The sequence below is a fragment of the Burkholderia multivorans ATCC BAA-247 genome, assembly GCF_000959525.1.
GTDB classification, from domain to species: Bacteria; Pseudomonadota; Gammaproteobacteria; order Burkholderiales; family Burkholderiaceae; genus Burkholderia; species Burkholderia multivorans.
Genome location: NZ_CP009832.1, coordinates 1,613,470 through 1,638,197, shown reverse-complemented (window position 1 = coordinate 1,638,197; position 24,728 = coordinate 1,613,470). Strand labels below are relative to the sequence as shown.

General features: G+C 68.5%; 18 protein-coding genes. 9 read left to right on the top strand and 9 right to left on the bottom strand.

Translation table 11 applies throughout. The features are described 5' to 3' along the window. The first annotated feature begins 3 nt into the window (after window positions 1-3). Both NP80_RS20020 and NP80_RS20015 read left to right on the top strand, forming a co-directional pair. Entirely contained in the window at window positions 4-1,425 is a 1,422-nt protein-coding gene (locus NP80_RS20020; protein WP_043279886.1) for an FAD-binding oxidoreductase, read from the top strand. 25 nt (window positions 1,426-1,450) lie between these two features. Continuing rightward, window positions 1,451-2,281: a metallophosphoesterase gene (locus tag NP80_RS20015; RefSeq protein ID WP_006412099.1), complete on the top strand. Its 831-nt coding sequence runs from the start codon at window positions 1,451-1,453 to the stop codon at window positions 2,279-2,281. Window positions 2,282-2,341: 60 nt separating this feature from the next. Here NP80_RS20015 and NP80_RS31470 read toward each other — a convergent pair whose 3' ends face one another. Continuing rightward, entirely contained in the window at window positions 2,342-2,503 is a 162-nt protein-coding gene (locus tag NP80_RS31470; protein ID WP_167338153.1) for a hypothetical protein, read from the bottom strand. A gap of 116 nt (window positions 2,504-2,619) precedes the next feature. Beyond that, window positions 2,620-3,561 carry a LysR family transcriptional regulator gene (locus tag NP80_RS20010; protein ID WP_006402104.1) on the bottom strand — a complete coding sequence of 314 codons (942 nt, stop codon included), beginning with the start codon at window positions 3,559-3,561 and terminating at the stop codon, window positions 2,620-2,622. Window positions 3,562-3,719: 158 nt separating this feature from the next. Here NP80_RS20010 and NP80_RS20005 point away from each other — a divergent pair, with 158 nt between their 5' ends. The 4 genes from NP80_RS20005 to NP80_RS19990 are packed head-to-tail and all read left to right on the top strand — an operon-like array spanning window position 3,720 to window position 8,674. Then, window positions 3,720-5,366 carry an efflux transporter outer membrane subunit gene (locus NP80_RS20005; RefSeq protein WP_045594109.1) on the top strand — a complete coding sequence of 549 codons (1,647 nt, stop codon included), beginning with the start codon at window positions 3,720-3,722 and terminating at the stop codon, window positions 5,364-5,366. Between the two features lie 15 nt (window positions 5,367-5,381). After that, window positions 5,382-7,583, top strand: coding sequence for an FUSC family protein (locus tag NP80_RS20000; RefSeq protein ID WP_006411598.1), 2,202 nt, complete (start codon window positions 5,382-5,384; stop codon window positions 7,581-7,583). Then, entirely contained in the window at window positions 7,580-7,783 is a 204-nt protein-coding gene (locus NP80_RS19995) for a DUF1656 domain-containing protein (RefSeq protein ID WP_006402107.1), read from the top strand. The genes NP80_RS20000 and NP80_RS19995 overlap by 4 nt, the downstream gene beginning before the upstream one ends. A 12-nt stretch (window positions 7,784-7,795) precedes the next feature. Continuing rightward, window positions 7,796-8,674, top strand: coding sequence for an efflux RND transporter periplasmic adaptor subunit (locus NP80_RS19990; RefSeq protein WP_006402108.1), 879 nt, complete (start codon window positions 7,796-7,798; stop codon window positions 8,672-8,674). Between the two features lie 75 nt (window positions 8,675-8,749). Here the strand turns inward: NP80_RS19990 and NP80_RS19985 are convergent, their stop codons facing one another. Next, the gene (locus tag NP80_RS19985; protein ID WP_045594107.1) at window positions 8,750-10,438 is read right to left on the bottom strand and encodes a methyl-accepting chemotaxis protein; all 1,689 of its coding nucleotides are present in this window, start codon (window positions 10,436-10,438) and stop codon (window positions 8,750-8,752) included. 409 nt (window positions 10,439-10,847) lie between these two features. Between NP80_RS19985 and NP80_RS19980 the strand changes: the two genes are divergently transcribed. Further along, a complete protein-coding gene (locus tag NP80_RS19980; RefSeq protein ID WP_006402111.1) occupies window positions 10,848-12,089 on the top strand; it encodes an MFS transporter in 1,242 nt (413 codons plus the stop codon). A gap of 65 nt (window positions 12,090-12,154) precedes the next feature. On the opposite strand, the gene NP80_RS19975 is transcribed toward NP80_RS19980, so the two are convergent. Beyond that, on the bottom strand, window positions 12,155-12,952 hold the full coding sequence (locus NP80_RS19975; protein WP_006404977.1) for a 5'-methylthioadenosine/adenosylhomocysteine nucleosidase: 798 nt from the start codon (window positions 12,950-12,952) through the stop codon (window positions 12,155-12,157). Continuing rightward, window positions 12,949-15,309 carry a UvrD-helicase domain-containing protein gene (locus NP80_RS19970; protein WP_006404978.1) on the bottom strand — a complete coding sequence of 787 codons (2,361 nt, stop codon included), beginning with the start codon at window positions 15,307-15,309 and terminating at the stop codon, window positions 12,949-12,951. Before NP80_RS19970 ends, NP80_RS19975 begins: the two co-directional genes overlap by 4 nt. Before the next feature lie 202 nt (window positions 15,310-15,511). Here NP80_RS19970 and NP80_RS19965 point away from each other — a divergent pair, with 202 nt between their 5' ends. Together NP80_RS19965 and galU are read left to right on the top strand one after the other, a co-directional pair. Further along, a complete protein-coding gene (locus NP80_RS19965; RefSeq protein WP_035947595.1) occupies window positions 15,512-18,379 on the top strand; it encodes a valine--tRNA ligase in 2,868 nt (955 codons plus the stop codon). Window positions 18,380-18,465: 86 nt separating this feature from the next. Next, window positions 18,466-19,350 carry a UTP--glucose-1-phosphate uridylyltransferase GalU gene (gene galU / locus NP80_RS19960; RefSeq protein WP_006402116.1) on the top strand — a complete coding sequence of 295 codons (885 nt, stop codon included), beginning with the start codon at window positions 18,466-18,468 and terminating at the stop codon, window positions 19,348-19,350. Window positions 19,351-19,405: 55 nt separating this feature from the next. Here the strand turns inward: galU and NP80_RS19955 are convergent, their stop codons facing one another. Genes NP80_RS19955 through NP80_RS19940 form a run of 4 tightly spaced genes read right to left on the bottom strand, consistent with a single transcriptional unit; the run spans window position 19,406 to window position 24,517 of the window. Beyond that, complete coding sequence (locus tag NP80_RS19955) at window positions 19,406-20,020, bottom strand: DUF4136 domain-containing protein (protein WP_006402117.1); 615 nt, start codon at window positions 20,018-20,020, stop codon at window positions 19,406-19,408. A 36-nt stretch (window positions 20,021-20,056) separates the two neighbouring features. Next, window positions 20,057-22,441, bottom strand: a complete 2,385-nt coding sequence (locus NP80_RS19950) for a CHASE2 domain-containing protein (RefSeq protein WP_006409756.1) — start codon at window positions 22,439-22,441, stop codon at window positions 20,057-20,059. A gap of 10 nt (window positions 22,442-22,451) precedes the next feature. After that, complete coding sequence (locus NP80_RS19945) at window positions 22,452-23,816, bottom strand: FecR family protein (RefSeq protein ID WP_006409753.1); 1,365 nt, start codon at window positions 23,814-23,816, stop codon at window positions 22,452-22,454. Next, window positions 23,813-24,517: a response regulator transcription factor gene (locus NP80_RS19940; RefSeq protein ID WP_006402120.1), complete on the bottom strand. Its 705-nt coding sequence runs from the start codon at window positions 24,515-24,517 to the stop codon at window positions 23,813-23,815. Before NP80_RS19940 ends, NP80_RS19945 begins: the two co-directional genes overlap by 4 nt. Between the last annotated feature and the right edge of the window lie 211 nt (window positions 24,518-24,728).

Here is a 24,728-nt window from a genome sequence, read left to right as displayed (position 1 = left end):
ATGATGATGTCCATCGACACTTTCGTTTCCGCGTGCCGCGACGCGATCGGCGCCGCGCACGTGCTGACCGACGCGCACGATACCGAACCGTTCCTGACCGACTGGCGCCGCCGCTACAAGGGTGCCGCCTGCGCCGTGCTGCGGCCCGGCAGCACGGCCGAAGTCGCGGCGCTCGTGCGCATCGCGAACCGGCACGGCGTCGCGCTCGTGCCGCAAGGCGGCAACACGGGCCTCGCCGGCGGCGCGACGCCGGACACGTCCGGCACGCAGGCCGTGCTGAGCCTGGCGCGGCTCAATCGCGTGCGCGCGCTCGATCCGCACAACAACACGATCACCGTCGAAGCGGGCGTGATCCTCGCCGACGTGCAGGCACGTGCACGCGAAGGCGGCCGCCTGTTCGCGCTCAGCCTCGCGGCGGAAGGCAGCTGCACGATCGGCGGCAACCTGTCGACGAACGCGGGCGGCACCGCGGTGCTGCGCTACGGCAACGCGCGCGAGCTCTGTCTCGGCCTCGAGGTCGTGACGCCGCAGGGCGAGATCTGGGACGGCCTGCGCGGACTGCGCAAGGACAACACCGGTTACGACCTGCGCGATCTGTTCATCGGCGCGGAAGGCACGCTCGGCATCATCACGGCCGCCGTGATGAAGCTGCATCCGCTGCCGGCCGCGCAAGTCACGGCGCTGGCCGCGCTCGAATCGCCGCACGCTGCACTCGACTTCCTGTCGCTCGCGCAGCGCGCGGCCGGCCCGCTGCTGACGGGCTTCGAGCTGATGTCCGATTTCTGCATGCAGCTCGTCGGCAAGCACTATCCGCAACTGCGCTATCCGTTCGCACAGACGCACGCGCAGACGGTGCTGCTCGAACTGTCCGACAACGAAAGCGAAACGCATGCGCGCGCGCTGTTCGAAAAGCTGATGGAAGAAGCATTCGACGCGGGGCTCGTGGTCGATGCGGTGGTCGCGGAAAACCTCGCGCAGTCGCGCGCGTTCTGGGACTTGCGCGAGCACATCCCGCTCGCGCAGGCCGACGAAGGGCTCAACATCAAGCACGACATCGCGGTGCCGATCTCGTCGATCGCGCGCTTCATCGACGAAACCGACGCAGCGATCCAGCAGGCCGCGCCCGGCGCGCGGATGGTCACGTTCGGCCATCTCGGCGACGGCAACCTGCACTACAACGTGCAGACGCCCGAAGGCGGCGATCCGAAGGCGTTCCTCGCTCAGTTCCAGGCGCCGATCAACCGTATCGTGTACGACAACGTGCATCGCCATCACGGCACGATCAGCGCGGAGCACGGCATCGGGCAACTGAAGATCGACGACGCGCAGCGCTACAAGTCGCCGGTCGAAACGGCGCTGATGCGCACGCTGAAGACCGCGCTCGATCCGCGCGGGCTCATGAATCCCGGCAAGGTCCTGCGCTGAAGCCGTCCATTCGGGAGCGACGTTCGTGAAAATCCGTGTGCTGTCCGACCTGCACCTCGAAAGCCACCAGCCCGATACGATCGCGCATGCGGATGCCGATCTCGTCGTGCTGGCCGGCGACATCCACAATCACGCGGAAGGCCTGCGCTGGGCCGCGGAAACGTTCGACCCGCGCGTGCCGGTCGTCTATGTGCCGGGCAATCACGAGTACTACGACGGGGAATTCGGCGCGCTCGAAACGGCGATGCGCGACGCCGCGCGCGCGCTCGACAACGTGCATTACCTGAACAACGACGCCTACGTCGATCCGCAACGGCGCTTTCGCGTGCTCGGCACGACGCTGTGGGCCGATTTCTCGCTGTTCGGCGCGGACGACGAGAGCGTCGCGCGCGCGATCGACGCCGCGCAGCGCGTGATGCTCGACTTCAAGGGATTGATCCAGGTGACCTGGCCGCACGATGCGGCGCTGCACGGCCACGCGCCTGCGCCCGAGCGCGACTTCGCGCCGGCCGATGCGATCGCGCTGCATCGGCGCAGCCGCGCGTGGCTCGCGGCGCAGCTCGCGCAGCCGTTCGAGGGTCGCACGATCGTCGTCACGCACCATGCGCCGCACCGGCTGTCGCTGGCGCAACGCTATGCGGAAGATCTGGCTTCGGCGGGATTCGTCACGCAGATGACGGAACTCGTGCGGCCGCCCGTCGCCCTGTGGGTGCACGGCCACACGCACACGTCATTCGACTATGTCGTGGAGGGCGGCACGCGCGTCGTCTGCAATCCGCGCGGCTACATTCATCGACGCACCGGCGAACGGGAAAACGCTGCGTTCGCGTGGGACAAGGTGATCACGCTCGACTGAGCGTGCAGAGGCCGGCCGCAGGCGGCCGGCGATGGTGCTGCCGGGCCGGACGGCGGGCGCTCAGCGGCCGGCGCGGCGCGCGGCGTCGTCGCGCGCACGCGCGCGGACCGGCACCGGCTGCATCCGCGCGTTCGTCGCCATCGCACGCAGCACGTCGCGTGCAGCGACTGCGGCGAGCGCACCGAACAGCAGCCCAAATCCGATCATCAGCGACGTATCCATTGCAGCTCCGGGTAACAGACCTCGATGACTGAAACAGTATCAAACTGTCCGGCGATCGATCGTAAAAAAATGTTGCGCGAACGACAAATCTGGTCAGATCGCGCGCCACTGCGTCGTCATGTCGCGCGCATGCACTGTTCGAGGGCCGCCTCGTCGGCCGCGAGCGTCGTCGGCAATTCGTCGCGCAGGAAGTCGACCCAGGTGCGGATTTTTGCGTCGAGATACTGGCGCGACGCATACAGCGCGTAGATGTTCATCACGTGCGACCGGTATTCGGGCATCACGCGCACGATCTGCCCGCTGCGCAGCCCGCCGATCGCCGAATACAGCGGCAGCCCGCCGATCCCCATCCCTTCCCGTACGGCGACGGCCAGCGCCTCGGCGACGTTCACGCGAAACGGCGGCGCGGTGACGGGCACCGACTCGTCGCCGTCGGGGCCGGTCAGCGTCCATTCGTCGTAGTGGAAACCGGGCGCGACCATCCCGAGACACACGTGCTGCGCGAGATCGGCCGGACGCTGCGGCGCGCCATGCGCGGCGACGTAGGCGGTCGACGCGCACACGACGCTGTAGCTCTCGCCGAGCCGCTGCGACACGAGCCCCGAATCGGGTAGATCGCGGCCGACGACGATCGCGACGTCGTATCCCTCGTCGAGCAGATCGGGCATTCGCTGGGCGAGCGTCAGTTCGACGTGCACGTCGGGATAGCGCTCGCGGTAGCGCGCGACGGCCGGCACCAGGTAGTGCTGGCCAAGGCTCGTGAAGCAGTGGACCTTCAGCTTGCCGGACGGGCGCGCATGCGCGTCGCCCGCCTCCGCTTCGGCCTGGTCGACATACGCAAGAATCTGCTCGCAGCGCTGCAGATAGCGCTCGCCGGCTTCGGTCAGCGCGATCCGGCGCGTCGTGCGGTTCAGCAGCCGCGTGCGCAGATGCGCCTCCAGATCGGACACAGCGCGCGACGCGTAGGCGGTCGTCGAATTCATCTGCTGGGCGGCGGCGGTGAAGCTACCCGCGTCGACCACGCGAACGAATACCCGCATGTTTTGTAACGTATCCATCCCGTTTCCCGTTTGAATCCGGACGGATTGTTGCACAGAGACCAACCAATATTGTCTCAAAATCCGTAAAAATCCCTTGCACCGTTGTCCATTTATTCAGGAATCACTGAAAAATATAATCGCCTCCGACTCATCTATATCCGAAAAGGGAGAAAATCGTGCAGTCTCCGGCAACAAAAGGGACGCTGGCACTGGCGGTTCTTGCAGTCTCATTAATAATGGCCGGCTGCGCGAGCATGGGCGACAACAAGCCTCAGTCGACCCGGATCGACGCGAGCGCGCTCGACGCCGGCGCCGCAATCCGCGCAGCCGACCGCGATGCGGGCTGGCCCGCGTCGGACTGGTGGCGCGCGTACGGCGACCCGCAGCTCGACGCGTGGATCGCCGCCGCGCAGGCCGGCAACCCGACGCTCGCGGCCGCGCAGGCCCGCGTGCGCGAAGCGCAGGCGATGGCGCGCGTCGCTCGCTCTGCCGAATTGCCGCAGATCAACGGCAACCTGTCGCTGATGCGCCAGCACTGGCCCGACAATGTGTACTACGGCCCGGGCCCGCTCGCGGACACCGATACCTGGAACAACACCGGCACGCTCGGGCTGTCGTATCACCTCGACCTGTGGGGCAAGGACAAGAACGCGACCGAGCGCGCGCTCGACACCGCGCATGCGACGGCCGCCGACGCGCGCGCCGCGAAGCTCGAGCTCGAAGTGAACGTCGTGCGTGCGTACGTCGGCATGTCGATGAACTACGCGCTGCTCGATCTCGCGCGCGAAACCTTCGAACGCCAGCGCGCGCTCGCCGATCTCGCGCACAAGCGGCTGCAGGCCGGCATCGGCACGCAGCTCGAAGTGAGCCAGGCGGAATCGACGCTGCCCGACTACGAGCGCCAGATCGACACCTATGAAGAAGCGATCCAGCTCGCGCGCCACCAGCTCGCCGCGCTCGCCGGCAAGGGGCCCGGCGCCGGCGACGCGATCCGGCGGCCGAAGCTGTCGCTCGACGCGCCTGCCGGCCTGCCGTCCGCGCTGCCGGCCGACCTGCTCGGCCGCCGGCCCGACGTCGTCGCGGCGCGCTGGATGGTCGACGCGCAGGCGCGCGGGATCGACGTCGCGAAGGCCGCGTTCTATCCGAACATCGATCTGCTCGCGACCGTCGGCGGGTTCGGCGTGACGGCGCCGTTTACCGACTTCCTGCGCGCGATGAACGGCGGCTGGACGGCCGGCCCCGCGCTGTCGCTGCCGATCTTCGAAGGCGGCCGCCTGCGTGCGCAACTCGGCGCCGCGAATGCCGGCTACGATCGCGCGGTCGAGCATTACAACCAGACGATCGTCGGCGCGCTGAAGGACATCGCCGACCAGGTCGTGCGCATCCGCTCGCTCGATACGCAGAAGAAGGACGCCGCGCGCTCGGTCGCCGCGAACGAGCGCAGCTACCGGCTGTCGCGCGAAGGCTTCCGCCGCGGACTGACCGATTACGTGAACGTGCTGGTCGCGCAGCAGCAGCTGCTGCGTGCGCAGGAAACGGCGGCGCGCATCGATGCGGAACGTCTCGCCGCGCACGCGGCGCTGATGGCAGCGCTCGGCGGCGGTGTCGAGACCGGCGCCGATGTGCCCGACGAGCGCGCGGCGGCGGCCGGCGCGGTGCCGGCGAGCGCGCCGCATGCGCCGGTCGCGGCGGCGGGTGTACCGGCATCGGGTGTCCCGGCACCGGCCGCGGCATCGTCCGCCGCCGGCACGCGAGGCGCGCTCGCGGCGAACGCCAACGCCAACGCCAATGCGGGCGCCGCGTCCGCAACGGCCGCCCGGTAACGCGGAGCGCACGCCATGTCAGCCTCCTCCCCCGCCTCCCCGCACGCCGGCAGCGCGCTGTCGGCCCGCTTCGCCGCATTCGGCGACTGGGCCCGCACCGACGGCGTCGCGTGGCTCTATCTCGCAAAGGCGCTGCTCGCGGCCTTCATCTCGCTCGCCGTGTCGATGCGGCTGGACCTGCCGGCGCCGAAGACCGCGATGACGACGGTATTCATCGTGATGCAGCCGCAAAGCGGCGCCGTGCTCGCGAAAAGCTTCTATCGCGTCGCGGGCACGATCTTCGGGCTCATCGCGACGCTCACCTTCGTCGGGCTGTTTCCGCAGCAGCCGCAGCTGTTCCTGCTCGCGGTCGCGCTGTGGGTCGCGCTCTGCACGGCTGGCGCCGCGCGCAACCGCAACTTCCGCAGCTACGGCTTCCTGCTGGCCGGCTACACGGCCGCGCTGATCGGCCTGCCCGCGTCGCAGCACCCGGACGGCGCGTTCATGAGCGCGATGACGCGCGTAGCCGAAATCGTCGTCGGCATCGTGTCGGCCGGCGTCGTCAGCGCGCTCGTGTTCCCGCAGTACACGGGCGAGCAGATGCGCACGACGGTGCGCAAGCGCTTCGGCAGCTTCGTCGACTACGTCGCGGCCGCGCTGTCCGGACAGCTCGAACGCGCGCACATCGAAAGCGTGCACACGCGCTTCGTCGCCGACGTGGTCGGCTTCGAGGCCGCGCGCAGCATGGCCGTGTTCGAGAACCCGGACACGCGGATGCGCAGCGGCCGTCTCGCGCGGCTCAACAGCGAATTCATGAGCGCATCGAGCCGCTTCCATGCGCTGCATCAGCTGATGAACCGGCTGCGCGCGGCCGGCGCGCAGGCCGCGATCGACGCGCTCGAGCCGTATTTCCGCGAGATCGCGCCGCTGCTCACGCGCAACGGCGAGCCGGTGCGCACGTCGGCCGACGCCGCCCACGCGGCCGAGCAGCTGCTCGCGTGGCGCGACGCGCTGCCGCGCCGCATCCGCGCGACGCGTGCCGAACTCGAAACGCAGCCCGACTTTCCGCTGCTCGACTTCGACACGGCCGCCGAGCTGCTATACCGCTTCATCACCGACCTGCGCGAATATGCGGCGACCTACGCGTCGCTGTCGAGCGCGACGCACGAGCGCGAGCGCTGGATCGAGCGCTACGAGCCGCGCACGAACCTGACCGCAGCCGTCATCGCGGGCATCCGCACGGCGGCCGTGATCCTCGTGCTCGGCTGGTTCTGGATCGAAACCGCATGGCCGAGCGGCGTCACGCTGACGCTCACGGCGGCCGCGACCTGTGCGCTCGCGTCGTCGACGCCACGCCCGACCGCGATGGCCGCGCAGATGGGGATGGGCACCGCACTCGCGGTATGCACCGGCATGATCACGATGTTCGGCATCTATCCGCGCATCGACGGCTTCGCGCTGCTCTGCGTCGGGCTCGCGCCGATGCTCGCGATCGGCATCTTCCTGACGCTGAAGCCGAAGCTCGCGGGCTACGGGATGGGCTATCTGATCTTCTTCAGTTTCCTCGCCGGCCCCGACAACATCACGCACTACGATCCGACCGGCTTCATGAACGACGCGCTCGCGCTCGTGCTGTCGATGCTCGTGTCGGCGATCGCGTTCGCGGTGCTGTTCCCGCCGACCGCGCCGTGGCTCAAGAAGCGGCTGCTCGCCGATCTGCGTCATCAGGTCGTCGCCGCCTGCCACGCACGGCTTGCCGGGCTGCGCACGCGCTTCGAGAGCGGCGCGCGCGATCTGATGTATCAGGCGCACACGCTGTCGGCGGACCAACCGACCGTGCAGCGCGACGCGCTGCGCTGGATGTTCGCGGTGCTCGAAACGGGCAACGCGGCGATCGACCTGCGTGCGGAACTCGCGACGCTGCCGGCCGATCCGCACTACGCGCCGACGATGCCGTGGCGACGTGCGATCGAGACGATGCGCAACGCGCTGTCGGCGCTGTTCGCGAAGCCGGATGCCGCGCGCTTCGACGCGGCGCTCGGCGCAGCCAACGACGCGATCGAAGCGACGCGCCCGCTGCTCGACACGCTGCATGCGTCGCGCGAAGAACGGCACCGCCTGCAGCGCATCCTGAGTCATCTACATTTCGTGCGCAGCGCGCTGCTCGATCCGGAGTCGCCGCTTGCGCCGCTCAACCGCAACCGCCCCGCACGCCCCCAACCAGGAGCCTCGTCATGATCCCGCGCGAAATCGCGATTCTCGATGCGTACATGCCCACGGTCGTGCTGATGTTCGTCGTCGGCGCGCTCGCGACCTGGGCCGTCGACCGCCTGCTCGCCTATACGGGCCTCTACCGTGTCGTCTGGCACCCGTCGCTGTTCCGGGCCTGCCTGCTCGTCTGCATATGCGGCGGACTCAGTCTCGCCGTTTACCGTTGATCCACCACCACCATGATGCTCAGAAAACTCTTCGGCTTCGTCGCGACGGCCGTCATCCTTCTCGTCGCGATCCTGATCGGGCGCTCGCTGTGGGTGCACTACATGGAAGATCCATGGACGCGCGACGGGCGCGTGCGCGCGGAAATCGTCAACGTCGCGCCGGACGTGTCGGGCGCGATCGTCGAGCTGCCCGTGCATGACAACCAGCTCGTCAAGAAGGGCGACCTGATCATGCAGATCGACCCGTCGCACTATCAGATCGCGGTCGAACAGGCGCAGGCGGCCGTCGCCGCCCGCCGGGCGGAACTGCAGATGCGCCGCGACGACGCGGCCCGCCGCGCCGATCTCGACGCGCTCGTCGTGTCGAAGGAAAACCGCGAGAACGCCGCGCACAGCGCGTCGAGCGCCGAGGCGCAGTACCAGCAGGCACTCGCCGCGCTCGACGCCGCGAAGCTGAATCTCGAACGCACGCGCGTCGTCGCGCCGGTCGACGGCTACATCACGAACCTGCAGACCTTCAAGGGCAACTACGCGGTCGCCGGTCAGGCGAAGCTCGCGATCGTCGACAGCCATTCGTTCTGGGTCTACGGCTACTTCGAGGAAACCAAGCTGCCGCGCGTGAAGGTCGGCGCGCCGGCCGAGATGCGGCTGATGAGCGGCGGCGTGATGAAAGGCCACGTCGAGAGCATCTCGCGCGGCATCTACGATCGCGACAATCCGCAAAGCCGCGACCTCGTCGCCGACGTGAATCCGACCTTCAACTGGGTGCGCCTCGCGCAGCGCGTGCCGGTGCGCATCAAGATCGACGAGGTGCCGGACGGCGTACTGCTGTCGGCCGGCACGACCTGCACGGTCATCATCGATCCCGATCGCAAGAAGCAGTCGTCGTAACGCCCGGCGGCCGGACCGCCCGGCCGCCGATGCCGGCTCGGCGCGTGTGGCCCGCGCGTCGCGCGCCGCGCGCGCTCAATCGGCCGCGAGCCGGAAACGTCCGACGAGCGCCTTCAGCGACTGCGCCTGCTCGTCCAGCGCGCGCGCCGCGGCCGCCGCCTGCTCGACGAGCGCCGCGTTCTGCTGCGTGCCGGCATCCATCTGCGTGACCGCGCGGCCGATCTCGTCGATGCCCGCGCTCTGCTCGTCCGATGCCGCCGCGATCTCGCCGATGATGTCGGTCACGCGCTTGACCGCGCGCACGACGTCGTCCATCGTGCGGCCCGCGTCGTGTGCGAGCGCCGCACCGTTCGCGACGCGCTCGACCGACGCGCCGATCAGCGCGCGGATCTCCTTCGCCGCGGTCGCCGCGCGCTGCGCGAGCGAACGCACCTCGCCGGCGACCACCGCGAAACCGCGCCCCTGCTCGCCCGCGCGTGCGGCCTCGACGGCCGCGTTCAGCGCGAGGATGTTGGTCTGGAACGCGATGCCCTCGATCGTGCCGATGATGTCGCGGATGCTCTTCGCGCTGTCGTCGATGTCGCTCATCGTCGCGACGACGCGCCCGACCACCTCGCCGCCCGCTTCCGCGACGGCCGACGCATTCGCGGCCAGCATGCTTGCCTGCCGCGCGTTCTCCGCGTTCTGCCGCACCGTCGAGGTCAGCTGCTCCATGCTCGCCGCGGTGCGCTCGAGCGCGGCCGCCTGCTGTGCGGTGCGCTGCGACAGATCGAGGTTGCCGGTCGAGATCTCGCCGGATGCCGACGCGATCGCGTCCGCACTGACCGCGATTTCGCCGACGGTCGCGGCCAGCCCCCGCTGCATGTCGGCGAGCGCGCGCAGCATGCTGTCGCGGTCGTGCCGGCCGAGTGCGATCGGCCGCGTGAGATCGCCGCGCGCGATGTCGGCGGCGATTGCCTTCGCATACGCGGGCTCGCCGCCGAGCTGCGCGGCGAGGCGGCGCACGACGCGCTCCGCGATCGCGATCGCGAGGACGAACAGCGCAGCCGTCATCGCGGCGATCATCGCGAACGACGACGAGAAGATCGTCGCCGACGCATCGAGCGTCGCCTTCGACTTCGCGCCGCGCGTCTTCACGAGATCGCCGGCCTGTTTCTCGAGCTTGCCGGTCTCGACGAGCAGCGACACGTCCTGCGTGCCGACCTGCCAGTTCATCTGCGACAGGTCGAGCGGCTGCGCGCGCACCAGCGCGACGAAGTCGCGCAGATGGCCGCTCCAGGTGCCGACGGCGGACGAGAATGCGCGCAGCCGTGCGCTGTCGTCGGCGTCGGCCGGGTCCGCCTCGCGCTGCAGCGTACCGAGCGCGCGGCCGATCGACGCGAGCCCCGCATCGACTTCGGCACCGAGCTCGTCGCGCTCCTTCGCGGTGGTCGCGGTCAGCAGCATCTTCTGCGCGCGGCTCGCACGCAGCACCTCCGCGCGCACCTCCTCGGCCGCGCGGCTCGCGACGTGCCCCTGCTCGTAGACCGACGCGATCGACGCATTCAGCCGGCTGATCTGCCAGAGCGAAAACACGCCGATCGCGACCGTGCCGATCAGCAGAACCGCGAACGCGGCGCGCAGCGTCGCCTTCACGGTCCACGGCCGCCGCTCGGTGCGCGCGGCGCGGCCGCGACGGGCGGGCCGGCGCGAGGCGGCGGTCTCGGATCCGGATGCGGCGGCGGCCGCCGCGCCCGGCTGCGGATGCAATGATGCTGCTTTCATCGATCTATCCCCGTATTGATCGTGCTGCCGGAAAGGTCGGTTCCGGCTTTACCGCGATGGTCGGTCGGCCCCGGGCCGCGTCTCGCATCGGACCGGCTCGTGGCCAGGCCGGCGCGGCGCGCCTCTGTCGTCGTTGTGTCGTTCTACGGTCGCGAGCGCCGTTCCTTGAGTCCGGACAAACGCGCATCCGGCCCGCGCGCGGCGTCGCCGCCAAGCGGCACCGCGTCGCGAGCGTTATACCCGGTCAAAAAACCGCGCAGCAGCCGATCGTCATACCAATGTCCGATTTGCGACAAAAGTTGGCCTGACATTCTCGATGCGCCACATTACACTCCTTTGACGCAACAACGATTCGAACGCGCGGATCCCCATCCAAGCGCGCCCTGCTACCTCAATTCGCTCAGCTCACATGGAAACCAGCCTCGACACGGGCACGGCCGGCGCAGCCGCCGCGGCCCAGACGTCTGCTCCGCCTGCGCCGCGCACCGTCTATCCGGTGCTCGGCGCGATCAGCTTCTCGCACATGCTCAACGACATGATCCAGTCGTTGATCCTCGCGATCTATCCGATGCTCAAGAGCCAGTTCGCGCTGTCGTTCGCGCAGATCGGGCTGATCACGCTCACCTACCAGATCACCGCGTCGCTGCTGCAGCCGCTCGTCGGCCTCTACACGGACAAGCGCCCGAAGCCGTACTCGCTGCCGGTCGGGATGGGCTTCACGCTGTCGGGCCTGCTGCTGATGTCGGTCGCGCCGAATTTCCCGATGCTGCTCGTCGCGGCCGCGCTCGTCGGCTGCGGCTCGTCGGTGTTCCATCCGGAATCGTCGCGGGTCGCGCGCATGGCGTCGGGCGGCCGGCACGGCCTCGCGCAGTCGCTGTTCCAGGTCGGCGGCAATGCGGGCTCGGCGCTCGGGCCGCTGCTCGCCGCGCTCGTGATCATTCCGCACGGCCAGCACAGCATCGCGTGGTTCTCGGCCGCCGCGCTCGTCGCGATGGTCGTGCTCACGCAGATCGGCCACTGGTACAAGAAGCATCCGTCGATGAAGAAGAAGGCGGCCGCCGCCGGCCATCCGACGCTGTCGCGCGGCCGCGTGCTCGGCGCGATCGGCGTGCTCGTGCTGCTCGTGTTCTCGAAGTATTTCTATCTGGCGAGCATCAACAGCTACTTCACGTTCTATCTGATCGACAAGTTCCATCTGTCGGTGCAGGCCGCGCAGATCCACCTGTTCGTGTTCCTCGCGGCCGTCGCGGCCGGCACGCTGATCGGCGGGCCGGTCGGCGACCGGATCGGCCGCAAGTACGTGATCTGGGTCTCGATTCTCGGCGTCGCGCCGTTCACGCTGCTGCTGCCGTACGCGAACCTGTTCTGGACCGGCGTGCTGAGCGTGATCATCGGCGTCGTGCTCGCGTCGGCGTTCGCGGCGATTCTGGTCTATGCGACCGAGCTGATGCCGGGCAAGGTGGGGATGGTCGCGGGCCTGTTTTTCGGCTTCGCGTTCGGTCTCGGCGGCGTGGGCGCGGCCGTGCTCGGTCAGCTCGCCGATGCGACCAGCATCCCGTTCGTCTACAAGGTGTGCTCGTTCCTGCCGCTGATCGGCGTGCTGACGGTATTCCTGCCGAATCTGGAAGGCAGCCGCCGCAAGAAGGCCTGACGATGCGGCCGCCGCCCGCACGCGGCGGCCGGGCCGATGAAAAAAAACCGGAAACGACGGCGGCTTCAGGCCGCCGTCGTCGCGTGCAGCGTCAGGAAACGCTTGAGGATGCCCGACGAATAGCTGCTCGCGATCGCGGACAGGAAGTGCGAGAACGACTGCGTCGCATGATCGTCGGCCGTATCGGAGATCGCGCGCACGAGCGCGAACGGCACGTCGTGCTCGGCGCACACCTGCGCGATCGCCGCGCCCTCCATCTCGACCGCGAGCGCGTCCGGCAGCGCGTCGCGCAGCGCAGCAACCTCGCGCTCGCTCGACACGAAGCGGTCGCCGCTGATGATGAGGCCGCCGTGCAGCGTCGCGCCCGCGAGCCCGAAGCGCTCGGCGAACTGCGCGCCCTCTTCGGCGACGAACAACGTGCATGCGACTTTCAGGCGCGCGGTCAGCTCCGCGTCGGTCGCGAAGCGCGTGATGCCGAGCAGCGGCACTTCGTAGCGCGGGAACAGCGGCGACGCGTCGAGATCGTGCTGCAACAGCGTATCGGCGACGACGACGTCGCCGACGCGCACCGCGCGCGACACGCCGCCCGCCACGCCGGTGAACACGACGCCCGACACGCCGAACACGTGGATCAGCGCACTGACCGTCGCGGCGGCCGCGACCTTGCCGACGCGCGCGAGCGTGACGACGCAGGCCGCGCCGTGCACGGTGCCGACGTGATAGTCGCGGCGGCCGAGCGTGACGGTCTTCATCGGGCCTTCCGCGCGCATCGCGGCGATCAGGTCGCCGAGCTCCTCGGGCAGTGCGGCGAGAATGCCGAGCGGGCGCGTCGCGGCGCCGGTTGCGATGTCGACGCTCGTCATTCCACCGCCTGCAGCTTCGCGACCGCGAGCGCGAGCCATTTCTCGCCGTGCCGCTTGAACTTCACCTGCGCCTTTGCGTCGGCGCCGCTGCCTTCGAGCGCGGTTACCGTCCCTTCGCCGAATTTCGTATGGAACACCTGCTGGCCGACGCGGAAGCCGACGTCGGCCGCCCGCTGCTGGTCGGCGAACGCGGGCAGCGGCGCGGACACCGCCGCGTCGACGTACTGCTCGCGCCCGGCGCCGGGCCGCGCGAACCAGTCTCGGCCCCAGCCCGCGTTGTCCGAGCGACCGCCCCAGCGCGCACCGGCCTCGACCTTCGGCGTCAGCCACTTCAGCACGTGCTGCGGCAGTTCGTCGAAAAAGCGCGAGCGCACGTTATAGCGCGTCTGGCCGTGCAGCATCCGGCTCTGCGCGAACGACAGATAGAGCCGCTCCTTCGCGCGCGTGATCGCGACGTACATCAGCCGGCGCTCTTCCTCGAGACCGTCCGATTCGAGCACGCTGTTCTCGTGCGGGAACAGCCCTTCCTCGAGCCCGGTGATGAACACCGCCGAGAATTCGAGCCCCTTCGCCGCGTGCACGGTCATCAGTTGCACGGCGTCCTGGCCAGCCTGTGCCTGGTTGTCGCCGGCTTCGAGCGACGCGTGCGACAGAAAGCCGGCGAGCGGCGTCATCGTGTCGGGGTTCTGCGCGGGATCGTCGAGCGAGGCGGGCGCGAGCACGTCGACCGACGCATCGTCGCGGGCCGCGCCGATCTCGGGCGCCGCGATCGCGCCGGCGCGCAGCGGAATCGAGCGCGCGGGCGTGTCGAGCCCGTAGCCTTCCTCGCTGACGAACGCGGTCGCCGCGTTCACGAGTTCCTGCAAGTTCTCGAGACGGTCCTGCCCTTCGCGCTCGCCCTGATAGAAATCGGAGAGGCCGCTCGCGCGCACGACGTATTCGACGGTCTCGGGCAGGCTCATCTGCTGCGTTTCCGCCCGCATCTTCGCGATCAGGTTCGCGAACGCGCCGAGGCTCGTGCCGGCCTTGCCCGTCACGTAGGGAATCGCGGCAGCCATCGAGCAGCCGTACAGACGCGCGGCGTCGGCCAGCTGCTCGATCGAGCGCGCGCCGATCCCGCGCGTCGGGAAGTTCACGACGCGTGCAAACGCGGTGTCGTCGTTCGGATTGTCGATCAGGCGCAGATACGCGAGCGCATGCTTGACTTCCTGACGCTCGAAAAAGCGCAGGCCGCCATACACGCGATACGGGATGCCCGACGTCATCAGCGTGTGCTCGATCGCACGCGACTGCGCGTTGCTGCGATAGAGCACCGCGATCTCGCTGCGCGACAGCCCCGTGTTGATCAACGAACGGATCTCCTCGACGATCCAGCCGGCTTCCTGCGCATCGGTGCTCGCCTCGTACACGCGCACCGGTTCGCCGTGGCCCGCGTCGGTGCGCAGGTTCTTGCCGAGACGGTGTGCGTTGTTCGAGATCAGCTGGTTCGCCGCATCGAGGATGTTGCCGTGCGACCGGTAGTTCTGCTCGAGCTTGATCAGGTTGCGTACGCGGAATTCGTCCTCGAAGTCGCGCATGTTGCCGACGTTCGCGCCGCGGAACGCGTAGATCGACTGATCGTCGTCGCCGACCGCGAAGATCGCGTTCTGTCCGCCCGCGAGCATCTTCAGCCACGCGTACTGCAGCTTGTTGGTGTCCTGGAACTCGTCGACGAGGATGTGCCGGAAGCGCGCCTGATAGTGCGCGCGCAGCGGCGCGTTGTACGCGAGCAGCTCGTAGCAGCGCAGCAGCAGTTCCGGAAAGTCGACGACGCCCTCGCGCTGGCACTGCTGGTCGTAGGCCTGATAGAGCTCGACGAACTTGCGGTTGAAGTTGTCGGACGCGTCGACCTTGTCCGGGCGCAGCCCCTGCTCTTTCGCGTTGTTGATGAAGTACTGGACGTTCTTCGGCGGATATTTTTCGTCGTCGACGTTCAGCGTCTTCATCAGCCGCTTGATCGCCGACAGCTGATCGGCCGTATCGAGGATCTGGAACGTCTGCGGCAGGCCGGCGTCGCGGTAATGCGCGCGCAGCATCCGGTTGCAGAGGCCGTGGAACGTGCCGATCCACATGCCGCGCGTGTCGATCGGCATCATCGCGGAGAGCCGCGCCATCATCTCGCGCGCGGCCTTGTTCGTGAACGTGACGGCGAGCACGGTGGCCGGCGACGCGTAGCCCTGCTGGATCAGCCACGCGATGCGCGTGATCAGCACGCGGGTCTTGCCGCTGCCCGCCCCCGCGAGGATCAGCGCCGGTTCGTTCGGCAGCGTGACGGCGGCGTATTGTTCGGGGTTCAGATTGGCGAGCAGATCGGGCATGGAGCGGCAGCGAACGGGCGTGGAAAAATGCGGACCCGCCATTATAAGTCCGCCGCGCGCTGCCGTTTTCGGCCGGCGCAACTCGCGCGCGACGCGCGTCGCGGCCGGCGCGCGCGCCGGTGCGATGGCTGGCCGATGTGCATCCATTTATAATCGTCGGATTCGGCATTCAATTCACGCATTTTTCGGCAGATTTCCAACCATGAGCGACAGCACGCTTGCGAAGAGTTTCGAACCCCACACCATCGAGGCCCAATGGGGGCCGGAGTGGGAAAAACGCGGCTATGCGGCCCCGGCATTCGATCCGGCGCGCCCGGATTTCGCGATCCAGTTGCCGCCGCCGAACGTCACGGGCACGCTGCACATGGGCCACGCGTTCAACCAGACGATCATGGACGGCCTCGCGCGCTATCACCGGATGCTCGGCGAGAACACGCTGTGGGTACCGGGCACCGACCACGCGGGGATCGCGACGCAGATCGTCGTCGAGCGCCAGCTCGACGCGCAGGGCGTGTCGCGCCACGATCTCGGCCGCGAGAAATTCGTCGAGCGCGTGTGGGAATGGAAGCAGAAATCGGGTTCGACGATCACCGGCCAGGTGCGCCGGCTCGGCGCGTCGACCGACTGGTCGCGCGAATACTTCACGATGGACGACAAGATGTCGGCCGCCGTGCGCGACGTGTTCGTGGCGCTCTACGAACAGGGTCTGATCTACCGCGGCAAGCGCCTCGTGAACTGGGATCCGGTACTGCTCACCGCGGTGTCGGATCTCGAAGTCGTCAGCGAAGAGGAAAACGGCCATCTGTGGCACATCCGCTACCCGCTCGTCGACGGCTCGGGCTCGCTGACGGTCGCGACCACGCGCCCCGAGACGATGCTCGGCGACGTCGCGGTGATGGTCCACCCGGAAGACGAGCGCTACCGCCACCTGATCGGCAAGCGCGTCACGCTGCCGCTGACCGGCCGCGAGATCCCGGTGATCGCCGACGACTACGTCGATCGCGAGTTCGGCACCGGTGTCGTGAAGGTCACGCCGGCGCACGACTTCAACGATTACCAGGTCGGCCTGCGCCACCAGCTCGCACCGATCGAGATCCTGACGCTCGACGCGAAGATCAACGACAACGCGCCCGAGCAGTATCGCGGGCTCGACCGCTTCGACGCGCGCAAGGCGATCGTCGCCGATCTCGACGCGCAGGGCTTTCTCGAATCGGTGAAGCCGCACAAGCTGATGGTGCCGCGTGGCGACCGCACGGGCGTCGTGATCGAGCCGATGCTGACCGACCAGTGGTTCGTCGCGATGACGAAGCCGGCACCGGAAGGTACGTTCCATCCGGGCAAGTCGATCACCGAAGTGTCGCTCGACGTCGTGCGCAGCGGCCAGATCAAGTTCGTGCCGGAAAACTGGACGACCACCTATTACCAGTGGCTCGAGAACATCCAGGACTGGTGCATTTCGCGCCAGCTCTGGTGGGGCCACCAGATTCCCGCGTGGTACGGCGAGAACGGCGAAGTGTTCGTCGCGCGCAGCGAGGAAGACGCGCGCGCGAAGGCCGCCGCGCAGGGCTACACGGGCGCACTGAAGCGCGACGAGGACGTGCTCGACACGTGGTTCTCGTCCGCGCTCGTGCCGTTCTCGTCGCTCGGCTGGCCGAACGAGACGCCGGAACTGCAGCACTTCCTGCCGTCGTCGGTGCTCGTCACCGGCTTCGACATCATCTTCTTCTGGGTCGCCCGGATGGTGATGATGACCACGCACTTCACCGGCAAGGTGCCGTTCCACACCGTGTACGTGCACGGCCTCGTGCGCGACGCGGAAGGCCAGAAGATGTCGAAGAGCAAGGGCAACACGCTCGACCCGATCGACATCGTCGACGGCATCGATCTCGAAACGCTGGTCGCGAAGCGCACGACGGGCCTGATGAATCCGAAGCAGGCCGCGACGATCGAAAAGAAGACGCGCAAGGAATTCCCGGACGGCATTCCGGCGTTCGGCACCGACGCGCTGCGCTTCACGATGGCGTCGATGGCGACGCTCGGCCGCAACGTGAACTTCGACCTCGCGCGCTGCGAAGGCTATCGCAACTTCTGCAACAAGCTCTGGAACGCGACGCGCTTCGTGCTGATGAACTGCGAAGGCCACGACTGCGGGCTCGACAAGCCGGAAGTCTGCGGCGCGGGCGACTGCGGCCCCGGCGGCTACCTCGACTTCTCGGCGGCCGACCGCTGGATCGTGTCGCTGCTGCAGCGGACCGAAGCCGACATCGCGAAGGGCTTCGCCGACTATCGTTTCGACAACGTCGCGAGCAGCATCTACAAATTCGTGTGGGACGAGTACTGCGACTGGTATCTGGAACTCGCGAAGGTGCAGATCCAGAACGGTACGCCGGAGCAGCAGCGCGCGACGCGCCGCACGCTGCTGCGCGTGCTCGAAACGGTGCTGCGTCTCGCGCACCCGATCATCCCGTTCATCACCGAAGCGCTCTGGCAGAAGGTGGCGCCGCTCGCGGGCCGCTATCCGCAGGGCAAGCCCGAGGGCGAAGCGTCGCTGATGACGCAGGCCTACCCGATCGCCGAGCCGAAGAAGATCGACGAAGGGTCCGAGCAATGGGCGGCCGATCTGAAGGCGATCGTCGACGCGTGCCGCAACCTGCGCGGCGAGATGAACCTGTCGCCGGCGACGAAGGTGCCGCTGCTCGCGGCCGGCGACGCCGCGCGTCTGCATACGTTCGCACCGTACGTGCAGGCGCTCGCGCGCCTGTCCGAGGTCCGGATCCTCGCGGACGAAGCCGCGCTCGACCAGGAAGCGCACGGCGCGCCGATCGCGATCGTCGGGCCGAACAAGCTGGTACTGAAGGTGGAAATCGACGTTGCGGCCGAGCGCGAGCGCCTCTCGAAGGAAATTGCGCGTCTGACGGGCGAAATCGCGAAATGCAACGCGAAACTCGGCAACGAGGCGTTCGTCGCGAAGGCGCCGCCGGCGGTGGTCGAGCAGGAACAAAAACGGCTCGCCGAGTTCCAGGGCACGCTCGAAAAGCTGCGCGCGCAGCTCGAACGGTTGCCCACGTAACAAACGGTAAGCCGGTTTGCGTTCACTATAATTCGGACGTGAACATAGACGTCTGACAAGTCGATTACATCAATAAAGGTTCGATCATGTTGAAAGTCACCAAGGCGGTATTCCCTGTTGCCGGCCTCGGCACGCGGTTCCTCCCGGCAACAAAGGCGAGCCCGAAGGAGATGCTGCCGGTCGTGGACAAGCCGCTGATCCAGTACGCGGTCGAAGAAGCGATCGCGGCCGGCATCACCGAAATGATCTTCGTGACGGGGCGCAGCAAGCGCGCGATCGAGGACCATTTCGACAAGTCCTACGAGGTCGAAGCCGAACTCGAGGCCCGCGGCAAGGAAAAACTGCTCGAGCTCGTGCGCAGCATCAAGCCGAGCCACGTCGACTGCTTCTACGTGCGCCAGCCGGAAGCGCTCGGCCTCGGTCACGCCGTGCTGTGCGCCGAAAAACTGGTCGCGGACAACCCGTTCGCGGTGATCCTCGCGGACGACCTGCTCGACGGCAATCCGCCCGTGATGAAGCAGATGGTCGACGTGTTCGATCACTATCACAGCTCGGTGATCGGCGTCGAAGAGATCCCGCCGTCGGAGACGAAGTCGTACGGGATCGTCGACGGCAAGGAGTGGGAAGACTCGATCATCAAGATGTCGGCGATCGTCGAGAAGCCCGCGCCGGACGTCGCGCCGTCGAACCTCGGCGTGGTCGGCCGCTACGTGCTGAAGCCGCGGATCTTCGATCATCTGCGCGCGCTGAAGCCGGGCGCGGGCGGCGAGCTGCAGCTCACCGACGCGATCGAGGCGCTGCTCGCCGACGAGCAGGTGCTCGCGTACAAATATCAGGGCACGCGCTACGACTGCGGCAGCAAGCTCGGCTATCTGAAGGCGACGGTCGAATTCGCGCTGCGCCATCCGGAAGTCGGCGCCGACTTCGAAACGTATCTGCGCACGCGCGACGGCGCGCAGCCGGCCGCCTGACGCGGCCCCGAAGGCGCGCGCCGCGCGCCCTCGCCCGGCCGTTGCGGCCCGCGCCTCAGTGCGCGGGCGCCGGCTTCACCGAGACGACGCCCGGCATCGCGCCCGCGTCGTCTTTTTTCGTCTCGACGAGCCAGCCGCCGCCCGCGTCGAACGGCAGCTTCGCGAGCGCGCTCGTCACGAGCGCAGGCACCGCGTGCTGCACGCCGGGCTCGCGGTCGCGCAGCGCGGCCGACACGCGATAGACGTCCGCGCCCGACTTCGCGTCGACGAAACGCAGCGTCAGCACGTGGCGATACACGCGACCCGCGAACGGCAGCGCGAGCGGCGCCGGCCCGTCGACGGTCACGCACGCGCTGCTCGCACCGCCGCACTGCTCCGCGCTCGCCGCCACTGCGGCCGGCTGCGTCGCATAGGCGATCGACAGCCGGTAGCGCGCGGCCTGCGCCGGCTGCACGTCGAAGCCGCGGCGCGCGAGCGCCTCGCGCACGCGCGTCTCGATTTGCCGATAGTCGGCATCGTCGGCCTGCGCGGCCGTCCGGACGATGTCGTAGCCGTGCGCGCCCGACGCAAAGCCGTCCGGCTGCCCGACCGCGCTGACGCCGGTCGTGACGCCGGCGCAACCCGTCAACAGCGACGCCGCCAGCGCGGTCGCTGCCCATTGCTTTCTCATGACTTCCCCCAATGCCTGCCGTCGTGCCCGGCCCTGTCAGGCGGACGGCTCGTCGATCGCGGGCAGCGACACCGTCACCGCGGTGCCGACGCCCACTTCGCTGTCGACCGACACGCTGCCGCCGTGGCGCGTGACGACCGTCTTCACGAATGCCATGCCGAGCCCGGAGCCCGAGATTTCGGGCCGTTCGCCCGCATGGAATCGTTTGAAACGCTCGAACAGATGTCGCTGATCTTCCGGCGCAATGCCGTACCCCTGGTCGCGAATCGTACAGAACATCCGTTTCGACGCGTGTTCGACCGTCAGCGTACACGTGATCGTCGTGTCGGACGGACTATATTTGACCGCGTTGTTCAGCACGTTGACGAACGCGCGCGTGATCAGCGAGCGGTCCGCCCTCACCCAGCACATCTCCGTGCCGACGTCGGTATCGATGCGGATGCGCTTCGCCTGCGCCTGCGGCCACACTTCGTCGCTCGCGTCGATCAGCACGTCGACGAGGCTCGTCGTCTCGAGCTGATAGGCCTGCGACTCGGCGCGCGCGAGCTGCACGAACTCGTCGGCAAGCGACAGCGCGCGGTGCGCATAGCGTTCGATCCGCGCGAGCAGCGCGCGCATCGTGTCCGACTCGACGCGGTCGCGTTCGATCTCGACGAGCGCGAGAATCGACGACTGCGGCGAGCGCATGTCGTGCGACAGCAGATGCAGCGCTTCCTCGCGCTGCCGCTCGGCCGCGTGCAGTTCGGTGACGTCGACGAGGCCCGCGATCCAGCCGGTCACGTGACCCTGTGCGTTCGTACACGCTGCGTAGCGTAGCAGATGGTCGAGCCCGTCGCGATCGCGCACCTCGATGCCGCGCGCCATCACGTCGTGCTCGGCCGCGAGCGTCGGGTCGAGCGCGGCCGGCCAGCTGTCGCGGATCGCGACGTCGTGCTCCGCGTTGCCGTCGACGGTCTTCACGAAGGTCAGCTCGCCGAGCGCCGCGCGCAGCGGCCGCCCTTCCGGCAGTGGCAGCGCGAGCCGCGAGCCGTAGCGCTTGGCGGCGTGGTTCGCGATCAGCACGGTGCCGGCCAGGTCGGTCACGAAGATCGGTTCCGGCATGCTGTCGAGGCTGTCCCACACGAAGCGCTTCATGTCCTGCAGGCGCTGCGCGGCCTGCGCCATCAACGCCATCTGGCGCTCGAGCACGTCGCCGCCGACGCGGCGCGCGCGCGGCGCCTCCGGCAGCAGATGCGGTTCGTCGGCGAGCCGCTGCAGCTCGCGGCGCAGGTACGACATCGTCATTTCGAGGCGCCGCCAGTTCCAGATCGGATACACGGCGATCAGCCCGAACACGGCCGGCGCCGGCGACAGCCAGACGCGCGCCTCGAACAGCAGCGCGATGCTCGCGATCACCGCGAGCGCCGCGAGGCTCAGCGTCAGCAGCAGCGCGCGCCACGGCGACAGCATCAGGAAACCGCCGAGCAGCGCCGCGAGCGGCAAGAGCGACGCGGCGAACAGCGCCGGTCGCGAGACCGGCGAAATCGCGGAGCCGGTCGTCAGCATGTCGAGCACGCTCGCGTGGATGTAGACGCCGGCGAGCGGGCCGAAATCGCCGGACACGGGCGTCGCGAAGCGATCGTAGAGCCCCGACGCGGTCACGCCGACGACGACGATCTTGCCGCGCAGCGCATCGGGCTTCACGCGCCCTTCGAGCACATCGTCGAACGACAGCGTCGGATACGCGGGCGTATTGCGGCTGAACGGAATCAGATAGCGGCCTTCGCCGGCCGCGTCGCGCGACAGGTCGTGCGCGCGCGGGCCCGGCGCGCCGCCGGCCGGATGCAGCTTGCCGGCCGCGATCGCGCGATAGACAGGCACCATCAGCTGCGGCCAGCGCGTGCGGCCGTCGTCCTCGAACAGCGCGACGCTGCGCACGATGCCGTCCGGATCGACTTCGAGATTGATATGCCCGAGCCCCATCGCGCGCGCGGCGAGCGCCGCGACCGGCGGATCGAGTACGCGCTTGCCGTCCTGCTCCGGGCTCAGCAGCACCGGCAGGAAGGTCGGCACGCGCGCCATCGCGTCGGCGAACGCGCGATCGTCGGGAGACGGCTCGGTAAACAGCACGTCGTAGACCACGGCCGCCGGCTGCGCACGCGCGAGCGTATCGAGCAGCCGCGCGTGCACGTTGCGCGACCACGGCCAGCGGCCGAGCGCGGACACGCTCCGGTTGTCGATGTCGACGACGACGACGTCCGGCGACAGCGGCAGGCTGCGCAGCATCAGCAGCCGATCGTAGATCAGCCCGTCGACGCTCGACGACGCGCGGCCGAGCGCGCATGCGCAGATCACCGCGATCCCGAGGCACCCGATCGCGATCCATTCGAGCAGGAAACGGCGCCCGAGCTGCCGCCGCGGAGAAACGGAATCGGCTTTCATCTGCCGCGGATCAACGCGACAACGTAAACGCACCGACCGGGCTCGTCTTCTCGTAGAACTTGCCGCCCGAGAACTCCTCGACCGTCACGGCCCAGAAATACTCGCCCGGCGGCAGATGCGCGACGCTGATCTGACGCGCCCGCAGCCCGACTTGATCGACGACCGGTGCGCTCAAGTCCTTCGAGCGCGACAGCACGAACCGGTAGCGCGCGCCGTCGCCCGCGCCGTTGGCCGACCAGCGGAACACGTAGCCGCCCTCGCCGGGCGTCGCGGTCGCATCGAGGCCCATCAGCCGGCGCTCGAACGCATAGATGCGCGGCAGGCCCTCGAGGCCGTTGTCGTCGATCGCCGCGATCCGCACGAAGTACGTACCGTTCGGCACGTCGTGAAATACCGCACGCGGCCCGTCGCTGCGCGTTTCGCGGAACAGCTCGAGCATGCCCGCGTCGCGCGCGAGCTGTACGTGATAGGCGCGTGCCTGCGCGAGCGGCGCGAGATCGAACGCAACGTCCGCGTCGTCCTGCACCTTCTCGGGATGCGCAAGCACCGGTGCCGGCAGCAGCTGAATCGGCGCACCGACCGCGCCGGACGCGCTCGCGACGCTGCCGAAGTTGGCATGCACGAGCGTCGCGCCGGCCGGACGCCGGCTGCCTGCGACGCCGACCGTGCCGTCCAGCACCTCGACGCGCGTGGCCGCGCTGCCGGCGGCATCGTAATTCACGCGAAAGCGCGTGCCGCGCACGCCGGCGACGACCGACGGCGAGCGGATCTGGAAACGGTCGTCGCGCTTCTTCAGGTGCGTGACGTCGCTGTCGACCGAGCCGCGCGTCAGTTCGAACTGACGGTCGAGCGTGCCGGTCAGCACGGTGCGGCGCAGCGTCTTCAGGTCGAGCTGGCTGTCCGGAGGCAGGCTCATGTGCGTGCCGTCGGCGAGCTCGAGCGTCAGGAAACCGTTCGCGCCGGTGCGCACGCGGTCGCCCTCGGTGACCGTCGCGTCGGCGGCAAGCGGCGCGTATTGCGCATTGCCGGTCGCGCGCTCGGCGGTGCCCTGCACCGCGACGACGCGCGCCGAGAGCCGCTCCTTGCGCAGCCGCGCGACGGGCAGCTTCAGCGCGATGCCGGGCTGCAGATGCTTCGGCTCGGGCACGTGGTTCAGCTGCTGCAGCAGCTGCCAGTCGTCGACGCCTTGCAGATAGCGCGCGGCGATGTCGTACAGCGTATCGCCCGCCTGCGTGCGGTATGCGATCGTCTTGCCCGCCGTGGCGGGCGGCTGGGCCGCGGCATGCTGCGCCGCGACCGCGAGCGCGACCGCACAGGCCGCGCGCAGGCCGGCGGTACGCAGCATGGCGGCGCGCTGCGTGATGGCCGTCGTCACTCCGGTTCTCCCTGGCCGACGCGCTCGAGCCGGTAGCCGTAGCCGTAGATGGGCGCGAGCCGATAGCCGTTTTCGGGCCGCAGGCCCAGCTTCGTGCGCAGCATCGAGATGTGCGTGTCCATCGTGCGCGACGGAATGTCGGTCGCCTGCTTCCACACGAGATCGAGGATGTGCGCGCGCGACAGCGGCCGGTCGAGATGCTGGAACAGCAGCAGCGCGAGCTCGAATTCCTTCTGCGTGAGGCTCACGGCCTTGTCGCCGACGTACGCCTGCTTCAGGTTCACGTCGAAGCGGAACTGGTCGAACTCGCGAACGGTCGCCTCCGCGTTGACCGGATACGCGCGGCGCAGCAGCGAGCCGATGCGCGCGCGCAGGATCGGGCCGGACACGGGCTTGACGACGTAGTCGTCGGCGCCGGCGTTCAGGATTTGCGTGATCCCGGCCTCGTCGTCGCGGCTGGTCATGAAGATGATCGGCAGGCTGTGCTCGGTCTGATTCGCGCGCACCCACTTCAGCACTTCCTCGCCCGACATGTCCGGCACGTTCCAGTCGAGGACCAGCAGATCGAACGTCTCGCGCTGCAGACGCTTCTTCAGGGCCTTGCCTTCCTTGAACGCGTAGCACGTGTGGCCGGCGGCCGTCAGCGTTTGACTGACGAAATCCGTCTGGGCCGGATCGTCATCCAGTACAGCAATTCTCATAGCACCCCGCAAATCGAAAGCGATTCGTCCAGTTCAACTCCCCGCTCCTGCCGCTGCCGCATCGACTGCGGCGCGGCCCCGATACCGGCCCTCGAGCCGCCGGTCGCCGCCGCGCAACGGATGCGACACGGTTGCCCCGGCAACATATCTCAAAAACGGGGCACGGACGAACCGGCGATTTCAGCATAGTAGTATGAAATTCGCCAGGGAA